Annotated in this window: 18 protein-coding genes, 1 other RNA gene and 1 pseudogene; 19 read left to right on the forward strand and 1 reads right to left on the reverse strand. The window is 43.7% G+C overall.

Annotated elements, in window-relative coordinates:
• The first annotated feature begins 31 nt into the window (after positions 1-31).
• The 19 genes and pseudogenes from ssrA to DWZ44_RS00655 all read left to right on the forward strand — a co-directional run bounded on the left by ssrA (position 32) and on the right by DWZ44_RS00655 (position 19,010).
• Positions 32-389: a transfer-messenger RNA gene (ssrA, locus tag DWZ44_RS00565) on the forward strand.
• A 745-nt stretch (positions 390-1,134) separates the two neighbouring features.
• Positions 1,135-2,574, forward strand: coding sequence for an ATP-binding protein (locus tag DWZ44_RS00570; protein ID WP_117804025.1), 1,440 nt, complete (start codon positions 1,135-1,137; stop codon positions 2,572-2,574).
• A 13-nt stretch (positions 2,575-2,587) separates the two neighbouring features.
• A pseudogene (locus DWZ44_RS19420) lies at positions 2,588-2,894 on the forward strand (DUF188 domain-containing protein); the annotation flags it as partial.
• Positions 2,895-3,283: 389 nt separating this feature from the next.
• Entirely contained in the window at positions 3,284-4,636 is a 1,353-nt protein-coding gene (locus DWZ44_RS00580) for an ABC transporter substrate-binding protein (RefSeq protein WP_117804026.1), read from the forward strand.
• 35 nt (positions 4,637-4,671) lie between these two features.
• Entirely contained in the window at positions 4,672-5,520 is an 849-nt protein-coding gene (locus tag DWZ44_RS00585; RefSeq protein ID WP_055266562.1) for a carbohydrate ABC transporter permease, read from the forward strand.
• Positions 5,521-5,541: 21 nt separating this feature from the next.
• A complete protein-coding gene (locus DWZ44_RS00590) occupies positions 5,542-6,306 on the forward strand; it encodes a carbohydrate ABC transporter permease (RefSeq protein WP_147326093.1) in 765 nt (254 codons plus the stop codon).
• A 16-nt stretch (positions 6,307-6,322) separates the two neighbouring features.
• Positions 6,323-6,943, forward strand: coding sequence for a hypothetical protein (locus tag DWZ44_RS00595; RefSeq protein WP_022463309.1), 621 nt, complete (start codon positions 6,323-6,325; stop codon positions 6,941-6,943).
• Between the two features lie 242 nt (positions 6,944-7,185).
• Positions 7,186-7,347, forward strand: a complete 162-nt coding sequence (locus DWZ44_RS18105) for a hypothetical protein (RefSeq protein WP_158565807.1) — start codon at positions 7,186-7,188, stop codon at positions 7,345-7,347.
• Between the two features lie 203 nt (positions 7,348-7,550).
• On the forward strand, positions 7,551-8,144 hold the full coding sequence (locus DWZ44_RS00600; protein ID WP_117804027.1) for a type IV toxin-antitoxin system AbiEi family antitoxin domain-containing protein: 594 nt from the start codon (positions 7,551-7,553) through the stop codon (positions 8,142-8,144).
• A gap of 116 nt (positions 8,145-8,260) precedes the next feature.
• Entirely contained in the window at positions 8,261-8,737 is a 477-nt protein-coding gene (locus DWZ44_RS00605) for an LURP-one-related/scramblase family protein (protein WP_022463307.1), read from the forward strand.
• Between the two features lie 38 nt (positions 8,738-8,775).
• Complete coding sequence (locus DWZ44_RS00610; RefSeq protein ID WP_082424435.1) at positions 8,776-8,952, forward strand: YccF domain-containing protein; 177 nt, start codon at positions 8,776-8,778, stop codon at positions 8,950-8,952.
• Positions 8,953-9,153: 201 nt separating this feature from the next.
• Positions 9,154-9,699 carry a hypothetical protein gene (locus DWZ44_RS00615; protein ID WP_117509083.1) on the forward strand — a complete coding sequence of 182 codons (546 nt, stop codon included), beginning with the start codon at positions 9,154-9,156 and terminating at the stop codon, positions 9,697-9,699.
• 153 nt (positions 9,700-9,852) lie between these two features.
• Positions 9,853-10,773: an aminoglycoside phosphotransferase family protein gene (locus DWZ44_RS00620; RefSeq protein ID WP_117804028.1), complete on the forward strand. Its 921-nt coding sequence runs from the start codon at positions 9,853-9,855 to the stop codon at positions 10,771-10,773.
• A gap of 312 nt (positions 10,774-11,085) precedes the next feature.
• Positions 11,086-12,636, forward strand: a complete 1,551-nt coding sequence (locus DWZ44_RS00625; RefSeq protein WP_117804029.1) for an ATP-binding cassette domain-containing protein — start codon at positions 11,086-11,088, stop codon at positions 12,634-12,636.
• Positions 12,637-12,859: 223 nt separating this feature from the next.
• Positions 12,860-14,149, forward strand: a complete 1,290-nt coding sequence (locus DWZ44_RS00630) for an ATP-binding protein (protein ID WP_022463302.1) — start codon at positions 12,860-12,862, stop codon at positions 14,147-14,149.
• A gap of 550 nt (positions 14,150-14,699) precedes the next feature.
• Positions 14,700-15,803, forward strand: a complete 1,104-nt coding sequence (locus tag DWZ44_RS00640; protein WP_055218377.1) for a glycerol dehydrogenase — start codon at positions 14,700-14,702, stop codon at positions 15,801-15,803.
• Between the two features lie 259 nt (positions 15,804-16,062).
• The gene (locus DWZ44_RS00645) at positions 16,063-16,746 is read left to right on the forward strand and encodes a response regulator transcription factor (protein WP_117804030.1); all 684 of its coding nucleotides are present in this window, start codon (positions 16,063-16,065) and stop codon (positions 16,744-16,746) included.
• Complete coding sequence (locus tag DWZ44_RS00650; protein ID WP_243002014.1) at positions 16,743-18,341, forward strand: sensor histidine kinase; 1,599 nt, start codon at positions 16,743-16,745, stop codon at positions 18,339-18,341. The genes DWZ44_RS00645 and DWZ44_RS00650 overlap by 4 nt, the downstream gene beginning before the upstream one ends.
• A 120-nt stretch (positions 18,342-18,461) precedes the next feature.
• Complete coding sequence (locus tag DWZ44_RS00655; protein ID WP_117804031.1) at positions 18,462-19,010, forward strand: TetR/AcrR family transcriptional regulator C-terminal domain-containing protein; 549 nt, start codon at positions 18,462-18,464, stop codon at positions 19,008-19,010.
• A 21-nt stretch (positions 19,011-19,031) separates the two neighbouring features.
• On the opposite strand, the gene DWZ44_RS00660 is transcribed toward DWZ44_RS00655, so the two are convergent.
• Entirely contained in the window at positions 19,032-20,054 is a 1,023-nt protein-coding gene (locus tag DWZ44_RS00660) for a hypothetical protein (RefSeq protein ID WP_117804032.1), read from the reverse strand.
• Positions 20,055-20,170 lie beyond the last annotated feature (116 nt).

Genomic DNA, 20,170 nt, shown 5'->3' on the forward strand with positions numbered 1-20,170 from the left:
TATCAAAGAAAAGCGTCTGTAGAGCCAGCACGGGCTTGTACTGGTTTCGACGGGGGTTTTGAAGTTTGGGAAGCCATTCGTGGACTCCGGGACCGCGTCATCAACCTGGAACCTAAATTTAAACGCAGACGATAATTACGTAGCGTACGCTGCCTAAGTGCGGCGTTGTCAGCTGAATAGTTTCCCGCGGCTATTCTCCTGGCATCAAACAGATGCGGGGCACTTCGTTTCCAAAGCTTTGCGGAGATGGAAGATTTTATGAAGCTACCGAAGCGGCAAGCCTGTCATCCGGCGTGCCGACGGGGGAACCTTTAATAGAATGACTGTAATGGGAGATGCCTGAATGAATAGGCTTTCGGACAGGGGTTCGATTCCCCTCAGGTCCATACCTGAAAAACCGCTAAAATCCAGTGTTTTAGCGGTTTTTTTGTACATTTTTGATGGAAAAAACAGGGCAAAAATGCCGCTTTAGACCGTTTCAGACCGTTTAAAACCGCATGAATTTTGGTCAAAAAAGAAAGGAAAAATTCGAAATTTTGTCAAACTTTATCTTTATTCGCACTGTTAAGAACGTAAAAGAGACCGTTTCAAAGTGCTGCAGGAACATGAAGTAGAGATACTTGATGTGCCTGCTTTTTTGTACAATAGGAAAGTTCGACTTCCGTCGAACTCTTGATAAAAAGAGCCCGCACAAAGGCGGGCATGGCAAACAGACGATAGATTAAAAGAAGTCAATGTAAAAGCCTTCTTCGAATTCATCCTCATCAAGATCGTCATCTTCGGTAAGAAAATAGTGCATATGCACTATTTAAAAACGGTGGCTCCTTATAACAAAGATTTCTGTTCACAATATAAAAAAATATCCAGCAGGTTAACTTTTGAAGCGGTAAAACAAATGCTTAAGGATGTTTTGAGTTGGTAAGGGACTAATAGATTCTGTACTTTTCGCCCTATGATTGAATCTGATCATGCGCGAGAAAAGGAAAATAATAGAATTGACAGACTTGAAAAAATGAATTACGATTTTTAAAAGTACTGCATTGCTTGAATGAGAATTATATGTTAAGGTAACAGATATAAAGAGAACTTTAAGCATTGATTTATTAAAATAAACACGGATAGCGAGGTGTATTTATGACCATAGAAGAAATTCTTGCAGGAGAATCCAAAAACGTAGAATTCAAAGAGAACCTGCCGGAAAAGAGCATCAAATATATGAAGTCTGTGGTTGCCTTTGCAAATGGAACCGGAGGAAAAATTATTTTTGGAATTGCGGATAAAACCCGAGAAGTGGTTGGCTTTGACAAGGAAGATGTATTCAAAAAGATGGATGCGATTGCCAATGCCGTCTCGGATAGCTGTGAACCGGCAATTATTCCAGATATTACGCTGCAGACAGTTGATGGCAAGACGGTTATTGTGGCAGAAATTTCTGAAGGCAGACAGCGGCCATATTACATTAAAGCGCTTGGACGAGAGAGAGGCGTATATGTCCGTGTTGCTGGAACAACCCGGCTTGCTGACGAGTATATGATCAAAGAGCTGATGCTTGAGGGAAGCAATCGTTATTTTGATCAGGCGTTATGTACTGGACTGAGTGTTACAGAAGAAGAAATTGATACGCTTTGTAAAGCGATGAAGGAGCAGGCAGTCAAAAATGCCCATAATGAGGAGCAGAAAGCATCGGTAAAAGACGTTGGAAAGCAGCAGCTTCGATCATGGGGTATTTTGATTGAACGTGATGGAAAAGACTACCCTTCTAACGCTTATGCTATCTTAACGGGCTGTGGAGGGCTTCATGTTGCCATTCAGTGCGGTGTGTTTAAGGGAACAACGAAAGCGGTTTTTGTTGATCGAAGGGAATATACGGGTCCTTTGTGGGAACAAATAGAGGAAGCATTTCAGTTTGTTCTGCGAAATATTCATCTGGGAGCTACGCTTGTCGGCATTTACCGTCAGGATATTTATGAAATCCCGCCGGATGCAATTCGTGAGTTGATTATCAACGCGGTGGTGCATCGCAGCTATCTGGATCATGGTACAATACAGGTTGCGGTGTATGACAACCGACTGGAAATCACATCGCCGGGGAAATTGCCGATGGGACAAACGTTGGAGCGTATGAAAGAAGGCTATTCCAAAATCAGGAATGAAGCCCTTGCACATGCCTTTTCGTATATGAATCTGATTGAACATTGGGGAAGCGGGATTCCGAGAATTATAGACAAGGTAAAATCTGCTGGACTACAGGAACCGGAGTTTATCGGTGGAGAAGTTGACTTGCGTATCAATATCTATCGAGGACAAAACGATACAAATAACGCCAGAATCAACGCCAAGAAAACAAAAAATGGCATTGATGGCGTTAAAATATCACGAACGAAGGAACAGGTTCAGATAGAAAAACTGTTACAGGCTATAGAAAAGAACCCATTTGCAACCCAGGCGTATTATGCGGAACAGATCGGTGTGTCCAAAAGAACTGTTTCACGAATATTTGTTTCTTTACAGCAAAATGGTGTGTTGGTACAAAATGGAACAAACAGAAAATCGAATTGGGTAATCACAAAGTAGGAGAAACAGAAGAATGCAAAAATTGGTCGATGCAGATGCCTGTCCGGTAATTGAGACGGTTGAGAAAATTGCAAAAGAGCATTGTGTTCCGGTAACACTGTTGTGCGATACCAATCATGATTTGATATTTGATATCGGATTATAGCGAAATAGTCGTGGTTGGTGATGGAGCAGATGCTGTGGATTATGAACTGATCCGTGTCTGTCATAAAGGCGATATTGTCGTATCGCAGGATTATGGTGTGACGGCGATAGCGTTGGGAAGAGGTTCTTATGCGATTCATCATTCTGGTAAATGGTACACGAATAAGAATATCGATTAGATGCTCATGGAGCGTTATTTAAACAACGAAGTGAAAAAATACCCGCATCATCGTGTCAGAAGGACAAAGAAGCGAAAAAAAGGCGGATACTGAGGGATTTGAACAGTCTTTTGAAAAAATGTTAGGGATGATACAGGAGAAAGAAGGAAAAGAGTTTAGAAGATAAAATTATCAGAGAGTGAAATAAAGTGATTTGATAATATTAGGAGATATGCCCGGATGCTATTTTTCAAAAAGGAAAAAGTGTCAGGGCATTTTTATGTGCAAAACTAATAAAAATAATTCTGAAAATATAGTAAAAATAAGCATATTGTCAAATGAAACGGAGGGTATATAATAAAATATAGAAATATAAGCGGTGAGAAAAATTGAAAGGAAAAGTGCCTATGAAAAAACTCGGAAAATATGGTAAAAAGGTATCCTGCGTGGTAATTGGAATGCTATGTGCAGCAGCGATTGGCGCCTGTGGAAGCACACAAAGTGGGTCCCAAGATGAAAAAGATGTGAGAAATGATATTTCTGTCTATGAAGAGGGAGCTGATTTGGAAGGAACGCTTACATATGGAACCTTATTTATTGAGCCGCAGACCCAGCATATGATTGATTTATTTATGAAGGAGCATCCAGGCGTAAAAATTGAAACAAAGGTTGTTTTTGACAATGATGTTACGGATGAACAGTATAATGAAGGCTTAAATACCTTGCTTACAGAACTTGCATCGGATCAACGGGCGGATATTTATGATGCAACGTATTTACCATCGGAAATTAAGACGAAAGGCAGCGGCTATTTCGAGGACTTAAATCAGTATATTGATGCAGATCCTAATTTTAACAGAGATGATTATTACGATAATATCCTGCGAGCAGCAGAAGTCGATGGAAAACTGTATCAAATTCCGGAAGGTTTTTATTATGTTATGCTTCGGTTGAATAGAAACATAACGGATGAACTGAATTATGAAGTTCCGGACGAAATGGATATCAATGATTTATATGAGTTATATCAGCAGGCCAAGCCAATTGCAGATGATGATTTTACGATTGATGTACAAAACAATATTTACGTGTTTCTGCCGATGACAGAGGACAGAGCTTATTTGAAGAAGGAAGAAGTAAATTTTGATTCAGAAAATTATGTGGATTTTCTGAGAAAAATGCAGGAACTGTATCAATATCAACCATCCTATGCGACCCATGAATTCACGGATATTAAAAGCTTTTCCGGAAAGAGTGTCCTGCTGAATACATTTACAAATTTACTCGAAGGTTCTCCGAGCGGAATGTTTGAAGAAACCGATACGGCAACAAAACCGATCCTGTTGAAATCAACGGATGGAAAAATTCCTTTCTGGAGAATTGGTGAGGACTTTTCCATGAGTTCAGGCTGCAAAGATAAAGCGCTTGCATGGGAATTTATCAAATTCTGCATTGGTCAGAAACAATTTGAGTTCGAAGATGCAAACAGTGATTCTTACTACAGAAATTTCTTTACCTATGGCAGTATACTGAACAAAGAAAACACACGGCAGCTTGTTGCGTATCAATTGGAAAATGATGACGACACAGCAGAAAAATGGGAAGCATACAATGAAAAAGTTTCTGCAAAAGCTTTTCGGGATTTACAGTTAGACAGTATTTTGACTGAAATTCGAAACGAATGTATGGAGCAGAAAATCACCCCAGAGGAATGTGCGAAGCTTTTTCAGCAAAGAGCAGAGCTTTATGTTAATGAGTAGAAGCTGTCCTTAATCCATGGAATCAGGTATATGAAATGAAAAAACGAAATTTTATTTATATGTGTTTTATCCTTCCAAGTTTTATCGGGATCATGGCTTTTTACATCGTGCCGTTTCTTCTGTCCTTGTATTTTGCAGTGATTGACAACATGATGAACAAGGAATGGGTGGGTCTTAAAAACTTTAAACTGTTATTCGAAAATGAGTTATTCCTTTCAGCACTCCGTAATACCGGAATTTTTTGCGGGATTGCAATACCGCTGGGAATGGCGATTGCTTTGCTTCTGGTACTGGTTTTGAAAAAGCAGAGGAGAGGTCGAATTCTTCTTATCCTGCTCCTGATCCCATTAATCGTTCCATCTGGAACGGTGATTGCTTTCTGGAAATATCTGTTTGAGAGAAATGGTTTTCTGGATGGGTTTTTACAGCTTTTTGGAAAAAACATGTTCGATATTGAGAATTCTAGATGGGCCATTTTGATTATTATCCTGATGTATCTATGGAAAAATATCAGTTTTTCGATTGTCCTTTTCTGGTCCGGGATAAACTGGATTCCGCAGATCTATCATGAGCAGTGCCAGCTGGATGGAGCTACAGGGCGGCAGGAATTCCAATATATTACATGGATCTTATTAAAACCAACGACGTTAGTTGTGCTGTTGATGTCGATCGTGAATTCTTTTAAGGTTTTTAAAGAGATCTATATGCTGTATGGGGCCTATCCATCACCGTATGTTTATATGCTGCAGCACTATATGAATAACCAGTTTTTGTCACTTAATATGCAGAAACTGTCTGCTGCAGCATGGTGTATGTTTCTCATACTGGGAATTTTTCTGGGCATCATTTATCGGGTCCAGAGGAAGAATCTGGATTATTTGTAAAGATCTTTTGTGGGTGATTTTATGAAAAAGAGATATTCGAATTTTTTCGAAAAGCTGATCTGCATGGGAGCTGTCATTTTGGCAGTCATTCCGTTGTTGTTTGTGGCTGGAAAGTCGGTACAAGTTCCAGAAGAGTATCTTATATTGCTCTTTAAGAGACCTTTGTATTTGCGGATGATGTGGAATTCCCTGATTATTACTATTCCGGTTTTGATTGGACAGCTTTTGCTTGCACCGCTTGCCGCATACGGCTTTTGGCAATGCAGGTGGAAATACAAGGAGATTTTGTTCTATCTTTACATGATTGTCATGCTTATGCCGCTGCAGCTGACTTTAGTGCCAAATTATTTAGTGGCGAATTGGCTGGGCATTCAAAATTCGTCCTTGGCAATTATTCTTCCGGCAATGTTTCAGCCATTGGGGGTATTTCTGATTCGTCAGCAGATACAGGATTTTCCGCAGGAAACGTTAGAAGCAGCCAGACTGGACGGAGCCAGCGAATACAGAATTTATCGTTCCATTGTAAAGCCTAATTTGAGTTCAGCCATTGCTGCTGCATTAATCTTGATTTTTATTGACAATTGGAATATTGTAGACCAGGCGGTCATTTTTTTGAGAGAGCCATATCAGCAGCCGTTATCCGTGTATCTTTGCCAGATTTTAGAGGAACAGCCGGATATCTTTTATGCAGCGTCCGTTTTTTACGCAGTACCAGTTTTATTGATATTCTTAATGGGACAGGACTATTTGATACAGGGAATCAGTATGTCCGGTGTGAAAGCGTAGAGGGGAAGAAAGTACGATGAAGTTCAAAAAAATAAGTATAGGGTTAATCGCTCTGTGGTTTCTGTTTTTAACTGCCGCAACGTTTTGGTCGGTCAAAGAAGAGAACAAAACGCTTCCTTCCGTCTGGACAGAGGAGGCACAGGAAGGCAGCATTGAGTATGAATTTCCAGTTGATTTGGAAGTAAGCGCAGCTGATCAGGCAATTGGCTATATCAGCGTGTATGATAACGTTCCGGAATCTTTGCTGCAGGAGGGCAGAGATCTTCTGGTTGGAAAAGTGTGTTCTGTCATTCGAAAGGATGATTTGTATGAGCTTACGGTAGATCTGTATGAAAAACATTCGATTGGTGAAAACGTTGAGGGAAAAATCGAAATCACTTCTGAAGATGTTTTTCCAAAAGTGATCACACGGCAGGCGATTCATGAAGGAGACTTTGGAAAAACGTGTGTCTATTATATTAAGCGTCAGAAGGGAGCCTGGGGGTATGAAAATATTCTGGAAGAAAAAGCTGTGACATGTTTTCCAAATAGAAATTCAGATTTCGTGGTACTTTTATCAGAAGTAGACGAACCGATGGTCGTAAGCACATCAGAACTGACAAATGGAGAACGGGTGAAATTAACAGAAAAAGATTAAGGAAAAGAATACAGCCTCACTACCGGGACTTTCAGGGGTGAGGCTGTTTCATTATGTTCTATGCATGTGCCGATTTATACAGGCTTTAAAACACATTATCATCCGAATAATGCGTCATGATACCTTTCGCATTGTAGCCCAATATATTCCGTAACTTATCAATTGCATTTGCTTCTATATATTGATTATGCCATAACCGCTTCATAAGAACTACGGTCCTAATCGTAAGAACTGGAAACATTGTGAATGACAATGAAAAATGTACGACTATCACCAAAGCCGGAAGCATAGAAACAGGAGATGCGACCTTGACCGGCATTTTAATGGCGCTGGTGGCAGGATTTTTCGGTGTGCTGGAAGAAACCGTCCGCAGAAAAAACGCCAGTAATGCGGTGGTAATTTAAAAAATATGGAAACAAGGAACGATATAGCTTAACGGCTATGCCGTTCTTTGTTTTTTACTTAAGTACATGTTAGAAATTCCCTGGTATCTGACAATCACACATTATTTTTACGTAATTTAATGTGTGTTCGTCGCTTTACAGTTGACAATCACACATTATTTCAATATAATATAATGTGTGATTGTCAAAGAGGGGTGAGAAACATGAATGTTAAGGAGAAAATCAAAGAACTGCGAGAAGCGTCAGAGGACGGTACGATTACCGCAGCGCAAGTAACAGAAGCCGGACTGCACCGCAGCGTTTTACAGAAGTTTGTCAAGAGCGGCGAGATATACCGCTTCGGGCGTGGCCTGTATGTGTGGAGCGACGTATGGGAGGATGATTTCTACCTTTTACAGCGAAAGTATGGGCGCGGAATTTATTCGCACGATACTGCTTTGTATCTGCGGGGCTATTCGGATCGTACCCCGGCAAAATATACGATGACCTTTCCCAAAGGCTACAATGCTTTATCCTTGAAACGGGAAAATCTAATTGTCAAGCGCGTTGTGCCGGAGAACTATGAACTTGGCAGAATTGAAATGAAATCCCCATCCGGCAATCCAATTCGTGTTTACAATTTGGAACGGACGCTGTGTGACATCCTGCGCGGCAGCGGCAGTGATATACAGATTGTCGGAGAAGCTATGAAACGCTATGCAGCATCCAAGGATAAGAACATTCACAGACTGATGCAGTACGCAGATCAGCTTCGTGTGAAGCCCAAGGTGCTGCGATATATGGAGGTTTTGCTATAGACCGTTTCAGACCGAAAAAAATGGGGTCAAAATCGCGGTCGAAAATTAAGGGGAAAAGGAAAAATTTTCCATAAAAAAGTTGATTGTCGGATAGAAAAATGAAAAGGGGAGCAGATATGCAGTTACTAATCAAACAACGTGTATTTTCCTGGTCAGACACGTATGATATCTATGACGAGCAGGGGAACCAAAAGTATTTTGTGAAAAATGAATTTATCTCGCTGGGACACCGTCTGCATGTGTACGATGCGGCGCATAATGAAATTGGGTTTATCAAACAGAAATTATTTTGCTTTCTTCCGACTTTTGAAATTGAATGGAACGGGCAGTTAATGGGACATATCGAAAAACGTTTTGCACTGTTCCGCCCCAAATACGATGTAGATTTCATGGGATGGCGTGCAGAAGGTGACTTCATGGGATGGGATTACGATGTATATGAAGCCTGCAGTGCAGTCGTCCACGTACATAAAAAACTTCTGAGCTGGGGTGACACGTATGTCATCGAATATGATAATCCGAGCAATGAAATTCCGGCATTATTACTGGTGCTGGCGATCGATGCGGCAAACTGTTCACAAAATAATGGATAGCTGGTGGTGTCTGGAATGGCGTCAGGGGAGATGCGGATATGAGAACTTTGGGAAATATTCTGTGGTTTATATTTGGAGGCATGTTCGGCGGACTTGCATGGATTTTTGCAGGATGCATCTGGTGTATTACGATTGTTGGAATTCCGTTTGGACGGCAGTTTTTCAAGATGGCAAGGCTTTCGTTTATGCCATTTGGCACGAGTGTAATTGGATAAAAGGTGTATGGAAAAAGATCGGGTTACCGGTCTTTTTCTATGCATATCATGAGGCGGCCATTCCTTTGATGCAAATAGAAACATGATAAAAGTATTGCGCAGCAGAATAAAGTATGATACCATAAATTTACAGAAAAAATAAAGAAACAATAGAATATTCAGTATTAATTAAAAAATCAGGAAACAGAAGAGGGGAAGTTTATGAAGATAAGACAGACAATCTTTTTATTACCTTTGTTTTTGCTGGCGGGCTGCGCATCTGCAGGAGGATCACAGAGCAGAGATCTGGATTTAAAGGAACTCTGTACAGAGGAGCAGGTTTTCCAGTATGCGGATTTTGAATGGGGAACGGATTCGGAACAGCTTTTCAAACAGAGCTTCCTGAAGTTTGATGAAAAAGATCTGGGACAGGGTGATGAGAGCAGCACAAAGACATACGAGAGCAAAGAAAAATTTTCCCTGGAAAATGCAGAATCTAACATGGATCTGGAATTTTCGGACGGTCAGCTGAGTCAGGTTTCCTTTACTTTTGACATCGAACAGGATGCCAATACATGGATTCAGAAAGAAGTAGACGAACTGAATTCTTTATACGGCGGAGGAATTGCAACTGGACTCGGAAATCAGATTTATCAGTGGCAGGGGGAGCAGGATACGGTTCTGCAGCTGACGGCTTTTACGGAAGGGGATGAAAGCGCAACCGTTATCTTAAGCGTGGCATCGATGGAATACTCGATTGGATCATAAAATTGACAGATACGGGCGCATCAGACGGCAATGTCTGGTGCGCCTGCTTTTTTGTGAAAAAACTTTCCAAAGCTTTTAAAAGCCAGAAAGATAGAATGACAAAAGTGTCACAGATGTGATATAGTAGTAGAATAATGTGAAAAAGAGAAGGATTTGACAAAAGAGATGGAGTTAGGAAATTTTCAGAAATCAGTAGATTCAGATGAAATCAAAACAATGGCATTTGAAATCATCGGAGAACCGGTAAAAGCAGTTTCCCGCATCTGCGAGCAGTGGGGCGAGGCGGAAGATGAAGTGCGGGAGTACGATGTGTATGTGATCGAGACAGATGCAGGAAAATATACACTGAAGAAAACCGGCAGCAAAGAAGCGCAGATTTATGCGCAGTATCTGTCAAAAGGAGAGTTTCACGTACCGCAGTATGTCGGCATGCGGCAGGCAGAGGATGCGGACTGGATCTGCATGAAGTATGTAGAAGGAAACGACATGCGGGATATGACGGACGAGACAACAGAAAAAGCGGCAGAAACCTTAAGTAAAATTCAGTCGTATTTCTGGACACCGTCGATGGACAAAGCGCCGGAAAATGAAGTGGAGCAGAGATTTGTCGAATACTGGAAACGCGTTCTGCGCCGAGCATCGTCCGTAGCGGATGATCCAATTCTGCGGAAAGCGTATCAGATGTTCCTGGACCGCCAGCTGACTTGTCCATGTACGATGTCAAACGGTGATTTCCTGCAGTGGAATGTGATCTATGACGGCGAAAATGTTGTCATGATTGACTGGGGATTTGGTGGAATGATGCCGTATTGTCTGGACATTGCAAGATTCCTGGCACATGCGACCGAGACACGGAGTACTTTCCCGTTCTACATGAACGATGCACAGAAAGAGCTGTTTCTGGATCGGATGTATGAAGCGTTAAAGACAAAGATTTCACGCGAACAGTTCAATCTGGATGTGAAGCTGGCCACGCTGAATGAGTATATCGAGTTTGTGGAAGCAGAAGAGGACGAAGACGGCTGGTATCTGGAGCATGCACAGGCGCTGGCAGAGGAACTTCTCAATTTGTAAAAAAACGGATTGCATTTATCTGTAAGTTGTCCTATAATAGGGAACGGAAAATAAAAAGAAAGAGCACCATTGGTGTAAAGGTGAGGAAATGTTTCTGCGATAATCGACTTTAAGAAAAACACAAAGAATGGACAGCCTGGAAAACAGGCCTGTTTTTCGTGTACGCTTAAAGACGAGAATCGCTGAATCATTTCCCTTTTTATGAGAATAGAACAGGGATATTTTTTTGCGGGTCTGTTTTGCGTACGCAGGACAGGCTCGTTTTGCGTAAAAAAGCAGAAAAGAGGCTGCCGGAGCAAAGGGGGCTTCTGTATGATGCAGATAAAAAAATTAACACTAACACATAAAAAAGATCTGCGGGTGATTCTCGAAGATTTTCAGCTTGTACTGAATGACGGTGATAAGGCCGTTATCATTGGAGAGGAGGGAAACGGAAAATCGACGCTGCTGAAGTGGATGTACGATCCCGCACTGACGGAAGATTACATCGAATCCACAGGCGAGCGCATCATCGGAAAGGAGCGGCTTGGGTATCTGCCGCAGGAACTTCCGGAGGCGGAGAAAACGAAGACGGTGTATGAGTATTTCTATGAAAAAGAAAAGTTCTGGGATCAGACACCGAAGGATCTGGCGGTGCTGGCAAGAAAATTTGGTCTGACGGAAGAGTTTTTCTACCGGGATCAGCAGATGAGTGAGCTCTCCGGCGGCGAGAAGGTGAAAGCGCAGATGATGCGTCTTCTCATGGAGGATGTCACAGTCCTTCTGCTGGATGAGCCGTCAAATGATATTGATCTTGCGACACTGGAACTTCTGGAGAAACTGATCCGCGAATGGGAGCATATTGTTGTTTTCATTTCGCACGATGAAACGCTGATTGAAAACACGGCAAATATGGTCATTCATATTGAACAGATTGTGCGGAAGACAAAATCGAGATACACGGTTGCGAAACTTCCCTATCGGACGTATGTAGAGGAGCGCCTGCAGAATTTCGAGCGCCAGGAACAGAAGGCGCAGAGTGACAGGAGAGAGAAAGCGCTGCGCGATGAGAAATACCGAAAGGTATACCAGAGCGTGCAGAACGCCTTGAGCAACTGTTCCCGTCAGGCACCGTCCGTGGCGAAAAATCTGAAGGACAAAATGCATACCGTAAAGGCGATGAACCGCAGATTTGAAAAAGAAGATGCCCGCATGACAGAAATGCCGGAGCAGGAGGAAGCGATTTACTTCCAGCTTGGAGGAGCAGAGGCAGCCATGCCGGCCGGGAAAACGGTCATCGAATATCAGCTTCCGAAACTGGAAACGCCGGATGGAGAGCGGGTTCTGGCGGAAAATATCACCTTAAAGATAAGAGGACCGGAAAAAATATGCATTGTCGGCCCGAACGGGGCAGGTAAAACGACACTGCTGAAAAAGATTGCGGCAGAGCTGAAAGAACGGGAGGATCTCCGCGTAGATTATATGCCGCAGAATTATGAGGATCAGCTGGATCTTTCCATGACGCCGGTCGATTTTCTGGATTCCACCGGGGAGAAGAGTGAGAGGACGAAGATTCGGACGTATCTCGGATCGCTGAAGTACACGGCAGACGAGATGGATCACCCCATCCGCGAACTGTCCGGCGGCCAGAAGGCAAAAGTATTGCTTCTGAAAATGAGCCTTGGCAATGCCAATGTGCTGATTCTGGATGAACCAACCCGAAACTTTTCACCCTTATCGGGACCGGTCATAAGAAAAATGCTCCGCGAATTTCCAGGCGCCATCATCAGCATTTCGCATGACAGAAAGTATATCGGAGAGGTGTGCGGGAAGGAGTATCTGCTGGAAAAAGACGGACTCAGACTGATCAGAGAAGAAAAATAAAAATATTTGATAACGAAAAATACGACGGTGGCTGGCCGTCGTATTTTTCCGTGGAGAGATTATGTTTGTCTTAAGAGAAGGTTTCACAGCAGATTCTGTTCCGGTGAAGTCGGGAAAAATGTTAATTTTATATTGAATTAGGTCGGGAAAAATGTTAAATTAGGGTAAGAATAACACGGGAAAAATGTGAAATAATAAAAAAGAGAAATGGAGGAAGATCAGCATGCGTCGATTTGCAATGGATAAACTATTAGACTGGAAGAAAAAAAGTAACAGAAAACCACTGATTTTAATGGGAGCCCGGCAGGTTGGTAAAACGTGGTTAATGAAAGAATTTGGTAAGACATATTATGAAAAAACCGCCTACATTTCTTTTTACAATAATCAGAGAATGCAGGCGGTTTTCGATACGGATTTCGATATAAAACGTATTATTATGAACCTCAATATTGAATCAGGCGTAACGATCACCCCAGAGAATACATTGATTGTTCTGGATGAAATTCAAAATGCACCGAAAGCGTTGGAATCTTTGAAATATTTTTGCGAAGAAGCACCGGAATATCATGTAATAGCAGCAGGTTCACTTCTTGGCGTGGCGCTTCATGAGGGAATATCCTATCCGGTGGGAAAAGTAGATTTACTGGATTTATATCCATTCAATTTTAGAGAATTCCTGTGCGCTATGGACGAAGAAGGGCTGGAAAGTGCATTGGAAACAAAGGATTACAATTTAATTGACAATTTTGCGGATAAATATTTGTTCTGGCTGAAAAATTATTATTATACAGGCGGCATGCCAGCAGTTGTAGATGCATTTCGCTTGAATAAAGATTATGCAGAAGTACGACAGATACAGAGTGATATTGTACGGCAGTATGAGGGTGATTTTGGAAAGCATATTAAAGCAAAAGTTCTCCCAAGAATACGAATGGTATGGGATTCTATTCCGATGCAGCTGGCGAAGGAGAATAAAAAATTTTTCTTTGGACAGATAAAGAAAGGAGCCAGAAGCAGCGAATTTGAAATAGCAATTCAGTGGCTTCTGGATTGTGGATTAGTATATAAAGTCAACCGGGTAAATGAGCCTCATATGCCGCTGAAGGCGTATAAAAATATGAATGCATATAAATTATTCGTACTGGATGTAGGACTGCTCGGAGCAATGAGTGAACTGCCAGCAGAATCCATATTGGAGGGTAACGATATTTTTGTTGAATTTAAAGGCGCGCTTACAGAACAGTACGTTCTGCAGCAGTTGATTTCAGATACCCCTTATACGCCATATTATTATGGAAATGAAAAAGCAACTTTCGAGCAGGATTTTCTGATTCAGAAGGCAAAGAGTATTGTGCCGATTGAAGTAAAGGCGGAACAGAACATTCGATCCCATAGTCTTAAAACATATTGCGAAAAGTTCCAGCCGGAAGAAGCAGTTCGATTTTCAACATTGAAGTATAAAGAGCAGGAGTGGATGGTAAATATACCATTATACGCTGTTTGCAACTTATAAATTAAAACAGCTATAAATCCCACGAAAGAAGGTGATCCCCATGCCATTTAAAATCATCCGAAACGACATCACAAAAGTTCATGCCGATGCGATCGTCAACACAGCCAACCCTTAGCCAATTTATGTGAAAACGTATCAGAGGGGCGGTTACTTTAATCAAAGCCAGACATTCCACCCGTTTTACCAGCCGGAGCAGATCAAAAAGGAAGAACTGGACAAAATTCTCGAAGCCGACAGTATCGCTGATGACAGCACAATCCAGAATGCTTTTTACGATGCCCCGACAGTTGTCTATCTGTTTGCACCGTATACCTACCCAAACGACGCACAGGACTGCTGCGTTGTAAAATCATTTACGATCAGGCAGAATAAACCGAAAAATCCCGGGGAAATATGTGAACTTCCGGGGTTCATTTTGAATGGAAATATTCTTGCAATTTTACAGCGCAGTTATTATAATAAAGACAAGTTCTGCGGTAAACTCATTTTTCGCAGAAAACGCCAGAAGCGGAGGCTGACGTTCAAAAAACAAAAAAGGAGCGTAAGAGAAATGGCAAAAATTTTAATTAGCCCTTCTAAATATTTACAGGGCGCAGGGGAAATGAAAAACATCGGAACATATGCGGCAAAATGCGGAAAGAAAGCACTGGTTCTGATCAGCCAGGGAGGCTACAGACGAATCGGAGCAATGATCGAAGAAAGCTTTGCGGGAAGCGACTGCGACGTTGTTTTTGATTATTTCAACGGCGAGTGCTGTGAGAGTGAGATCAACCGTCTGGTTGCTATCGTGAAAGAAAAAGGCTGTGATCTGGTTATCGGTGTCGGCGGAGGCAAAATTTTTGATACCGCAAAAGCAGTTGCCTACTACGCAGAAACACCAGTATTCATCTGCCCGACCATTGCATCGACCGATGCACCGTGCAGCGCACTGTCTGTTGTATACACAGAAGAGGGTGTATTCGAGAGATACCTCTTCCTTCCGGCAAACCCGAACCTGGTTCTGATGGACACTGACATCATCGTAAAATCTCCAGTCCGCCTGACCGTAGCCGGAATGGGTGATGCACTTGCCACCTATTTTGAAGCAAGAGCCTGCCAGAGAAGCGGAGCTACTTCCTGCGCCGGTGGAAAAACAACCGAGGCAGCGATGGCACTCGCGAAACTCTGCTTTGACACTCTGATGGAAGAAGGCGTAAAAGCCAAAATCGCTCTTGAAGCCGGCGTATGCACCCCGGCAGTCGAGAAAGTCATCGAGGCCAACACCCTCCTTTCCGGAATCGGTTTTGAAAGCGCAGGCCTCGCAGGAGCCCACGCCATCCACAACGGCTTCACCGTACTCGAGGAATGCCATCACATGTACCACGGTGAAAAAGTAGCCTTCGGAACCCTGACTCAGCTCGTCCTGGAAAACGTACCGCTCGATGAACTCGAAGACATCATCTTATGGTGCATCGAAGTCGGTCTCCCAGTCACCTTGGCTGAACTCGGTGCCGGAAACGTAACCGACGACCAGCTCATGGAAGTAGCCAAAACCGCATGCGCAGAGACCGACACCCTCCACAACATGCCATTCGAAGTAACCCCGGAGACCGTCTTCGCCGCCATTAAAGCAGCCGACGCCTACGGTAGATACTATCTCGACGAAGAAGAATAACCCGTATGAAAAAAGATCTCCTGCCAACCCCAGGAGATCTTTTTTCATACCCAAATTTAGTCAATACAAAAAATAGAAGTTTCCAACTCCCTTCCTATATGTTAAAATAAACTCACCCCATTTCACAGAAAAAACATAAACCCATGTTAAAGTAAAATGGTAAAAATATCAAACATAAAAACGCAACGAGATCAGGAAAAAGCACGAGCGGGCGGGCAGCCGGGCGTTTTCCGTCCGTCATATAAAGGAGACAAAACTCATGGAAAAATTAAAAATCCTAGTAGTAGACGACGAAAGCCGCATGCGCAAACTCGTCAAAGATTTCTTAGTAAAAGCCGGATACGACGTCATCGAAGCCGGTGACGGCGAACAGGCTGTAGACACCTTCTACGCCCAGAAAGACATCGCCCTCATCATCCTCGACGTCATGATGCCCAAAATGGACGGCTGGCAGGTCTGCCGCGAAATCCGCCAGAACTCCAAAGTCCCGATCATCATGCTCACCGCCAAAAGCGAAGAACGCGATGAACTCCTCGGCTTTGAGCTCGGCGTAGACGAATACATCTCAAAACCATTCTCCCCGAAAATCCTCGTCGCCCGCGTCGAAGCCATCCTGCGCCGCAGCGGCAAAACCGGCGAAGACGACGTATTAGAAGCCGGCGGCATCCGCATCGACAAAGCCGCCCACATGGCATCCATCGACGGAAAACCAATGGAGTTAAGCTATAAAGAATTCGAACTCCTCACCTACTTCCTCGAAAACCAGGGAATCGCCCTCTCCAGAGAAAAAATCCTGAACAACGTCTGGAACTACGACTACTACGGCGACGCCCGCACCATCGACACCCACGTCAAAAAACTTCGCAGCAAAATGGGCGACAAAGGCGATTTAATCAAGACCATCTGGGGCATGGGCTATAAATTCGAGGCGGACGAATCATGAACGGGACAGAAAAACAAAATGAGACTTCCATGGAGATGTCTGCAGAAGATTCCCGTGTGACAATGGGAAATCAGACGGAGAAAAAGCACCGGTTTCATTTGAAAATGCCACAAAAGGGAAGAAAACACTCCGTCAAAAAACGAATTGCCTACACTTTTATTGCGACCATGGCAGCTACCCTGCTTATCATCGGCCTGATCAATTACTTCTTTCTCGGGTCCTTTTATATCCGGGATAAAGAACACATTCTGGCAGAGAGCTTTCAGAAACTGAATGCGACAGGCGGAGACAGCGACAATATCCCTGATACCTTCGAGCAGTTCTGCGCTACCAACAACCTGAAAGTCATTATTACCGGACCGGAGCTCAGTAGCTTCGTCTATTCCAACGCAACCGACCGCCAGAGCCTCCAGACCCTGATCTTCGGCCTGATCAGCGGAAACGAGCAGGCAAATACCAAAGTCGTTGACAGCAAAGACAACTATCAGATCCAGAAATTCTACGACAGCCACGCCGATGCCGAGTATCTGCAGATCATCGGCTGGTTTGACAATGGAAATTGCTACTTTGCAAGATGCCCGCTGGAGAGCATCACGGATGCGGTCGGCCTTTCCAACCAGTTTTACCTCTTTATCGGCATTCCGATCATCATCATCGGTGCCATTGTGATCTGGATCATCACCCGCCAGATCGTCCGTCCGGTGCAGGAGCTGACCGAAATTTCGAAAAAAATGGCAGCCCTTGACTTCGATGCCCGCTACGTGAGCGGCGGAAAAGACGAGATCGGCGAGCTTGGAAACAACTTCAATGTCATGTCCGAACAGCTTGAGCAGGCGATTTCCGAGCTGAAAAGTGCGAACGTTGAGCTGCAGAAAGATATTGACAAAAAAACGCAGATTGATGAAATGCGCCGCGAGTTCCTCTCAAATGTCACACATGAGCTGAAAACCCCGATCGCTCTGATTCAGGGTTATGCGGAAGGCCTGAAAGACAACATCAACGACGATGAGGAAAGCCGCGAGTTCTACTGTGATGTCATCATCGACGAGGCGGCAAAGATGAACGAGATGGTCAAAAAACTCCTGAACCTGAACCAACTCGAGTTCGGTGAGGATCAGGTCAATATGGAACGGTTCGATCTGAACGCCGTGATCAAAGGCGTGCTGCAGTCCTCCGACATCCTGATCCGCCAGAAAGAGGCAAAAGTGCTCTTTACCGGCGGCGACCCGCTCTATGTCTGGGGCGATGAATTCAAAGTCGAGGAGGTTATCACTAACTATCTAACGAATGCCCTCAACCATCTGGACTACGACCACACGATTGAGATCACCTGCAAAAAAGAAGGGAATGTCGTAAAGACAACCGTTTTCAATACCGGGGACCCGATCCCGGAGGAGGATCTCGACAAGGTATGGGTGAAATTCTTCAAGGTGGACAAAGCGAGAACAAGGGAATACGGCGGAAGCGGCATCGGCCTTTCCATCGTAAAAGCCATTATGGATTCCTTCCAGCAGCAGTGCGGCTGCCAGAATTACGACAACGGTGTGGCATTCTGGTTCACACTGGAGGCAGATGGAAAAACGGAAGAAGCATGATTGCAAAAAGCGTGCCAGAAAAAGGAAATACAGCCTTTTCCTGGTACGCTTTTCTTGCATAAAGGAAAAAGATGGTGTAGAATAATAGCACAAACGGTCGAAAAGAGAGGGAGAGAAGAGATGGCGGATTCCAACAGTACAAAGAGTGCGCTTGCAGATGCGATGAAAAAATTGATGGTATGCAAGTCTTTTGCGAAAATCAGTATTTCAGATCTCTGCGAGGAATGCGGTCTGAACCGGAAAAGCTTTTATTATCATTTTAAAGATAAATACGATCTGGTAAACTGGATCTTTTATGTGGACTTTCTGACAAACATGGGCGGAAAGAACTTTGAGAATGAATGGGATGTGCTGGTGGCGGTCTGCAATATTTTCTATCAGAATAAAGCATTTTACCAGAGTGCCCTGAGGATCGAAGGGCAGAACAGTTTTAGGGATTACTTTTACGAGATGCTCGAGCCGGTCATGGCGTTTTTTGTACAGGATCTCTTTCAGGTGCAGAATCAGAAACTGTTTGTAACGTTCTTCTGTGATGCCTTCCTGACCGCGGTTCTGCGCTGGTTTTCCATGGAAAGCGAGCTGGAACCGGAAACGTTTGTCGAAGAACTGAAAGAAGTGATATGCAGATCATCAGAAAAAATAGCAGCCAAAGCGGAACCAAAGAAATAAAATTCCGCTTTGGCTGTACTTTTATGCATCTGCGAGCAGTTCACGGTAAAATATATTCCGAAGAGACAACTCTTTAAAGGAAACGGTGGGCGTATCGAGTGTGCGGGCCATGCGATCCGGCAGAAGCAGCAGATACGCCGGATTGGTGGTGATAATCTGCTCAATTTTGCGGGAGTCTTCCTGCACTTCAATCGGGAAGAATGGCTGTATGGGGGTGAAGCGGTACTGTTGAACAACATCGGAAACAGCCCGGATACTTTCTTTTGAGCACGAATCATCTGCGACCAGAAAGAAAAAGACACTCTGTTCCATCTGGGAATACAGGTGGTCAAAAGAGAGCAGATAAGCGGTAGCATCTGCATCCTGATAGACTTTGTGCATACCGAACAGCGTTTTCTGACGGCGCAGGGCTTTTGCCATGGAAGCCGTTGAGGGGGCATCAATTGGAAGAGAAACCATCAGGTTCGGGCAGGATAAAAGCAGTTTCTGCTGTTTTTCGGTAAGCGGCGTATCGGAAAGAAACCAGAGAAACGCGCATTCCGGATGCGACTGGATGACGGCAAGGTAGGATTCCATATCCTCATGATGATCCATGGAGCGGAGCTGATAAGAGTAGATGCCGTATGTCAGACCGGTTCTGACCACGGATGCAAAAAACGAGGAATCATAAGTGTCCGGGATGCGGCTGTCGAGACGGAGCTTGACAACCCAGGGAACAGCAAAGGAAAGTTCTTTCTGCTTCTGGCGCAGAATCTGCGCACCGTAGGTAAAACTGTTGTAGCCGATGTTGATGCCGAACTGACGAAGCGCTTCCGGATCGTTGCTGCGCAGCAGAAAGTCGATCGCCTGATAATACGGGCTTTCATCGTTGCGCAGAAGATCCTGAAAAATGGCAAAAATCTGATTCTGAAAGCGGCCGCGGGAAAATTGGCGGCCAAGATCGCAGAGCTTGCGGACGCTGCGTTTCGGATCTGCGTCCATCTCCACCATCGCGCGTGCAACTGTTGTGTCGATCAGTGCGCGGGTGATGTCCTGTGAATTCATAATGTGTTCCTCCGATCAAGTAAAATAAGCTGTTTTTATCATAGCAAAAAGAACACGGTAAAAACAGGGACAAAGAACAGGAATTGTCTAAAAACTCCATTCCTTAAGGAAAATTT

Origin of the sequence: Blautia sp. AF32-4BH (assembly GCF_003460565.1) — a bacterium.
In the GTDB taxonomy this organism is placed as follows: Bacteria; Bacillota; Clostridia; order Lachnospirales; family Lachnospiraceae; genus Fusicatenibacter; species Fusicatenibacter saccharivorans.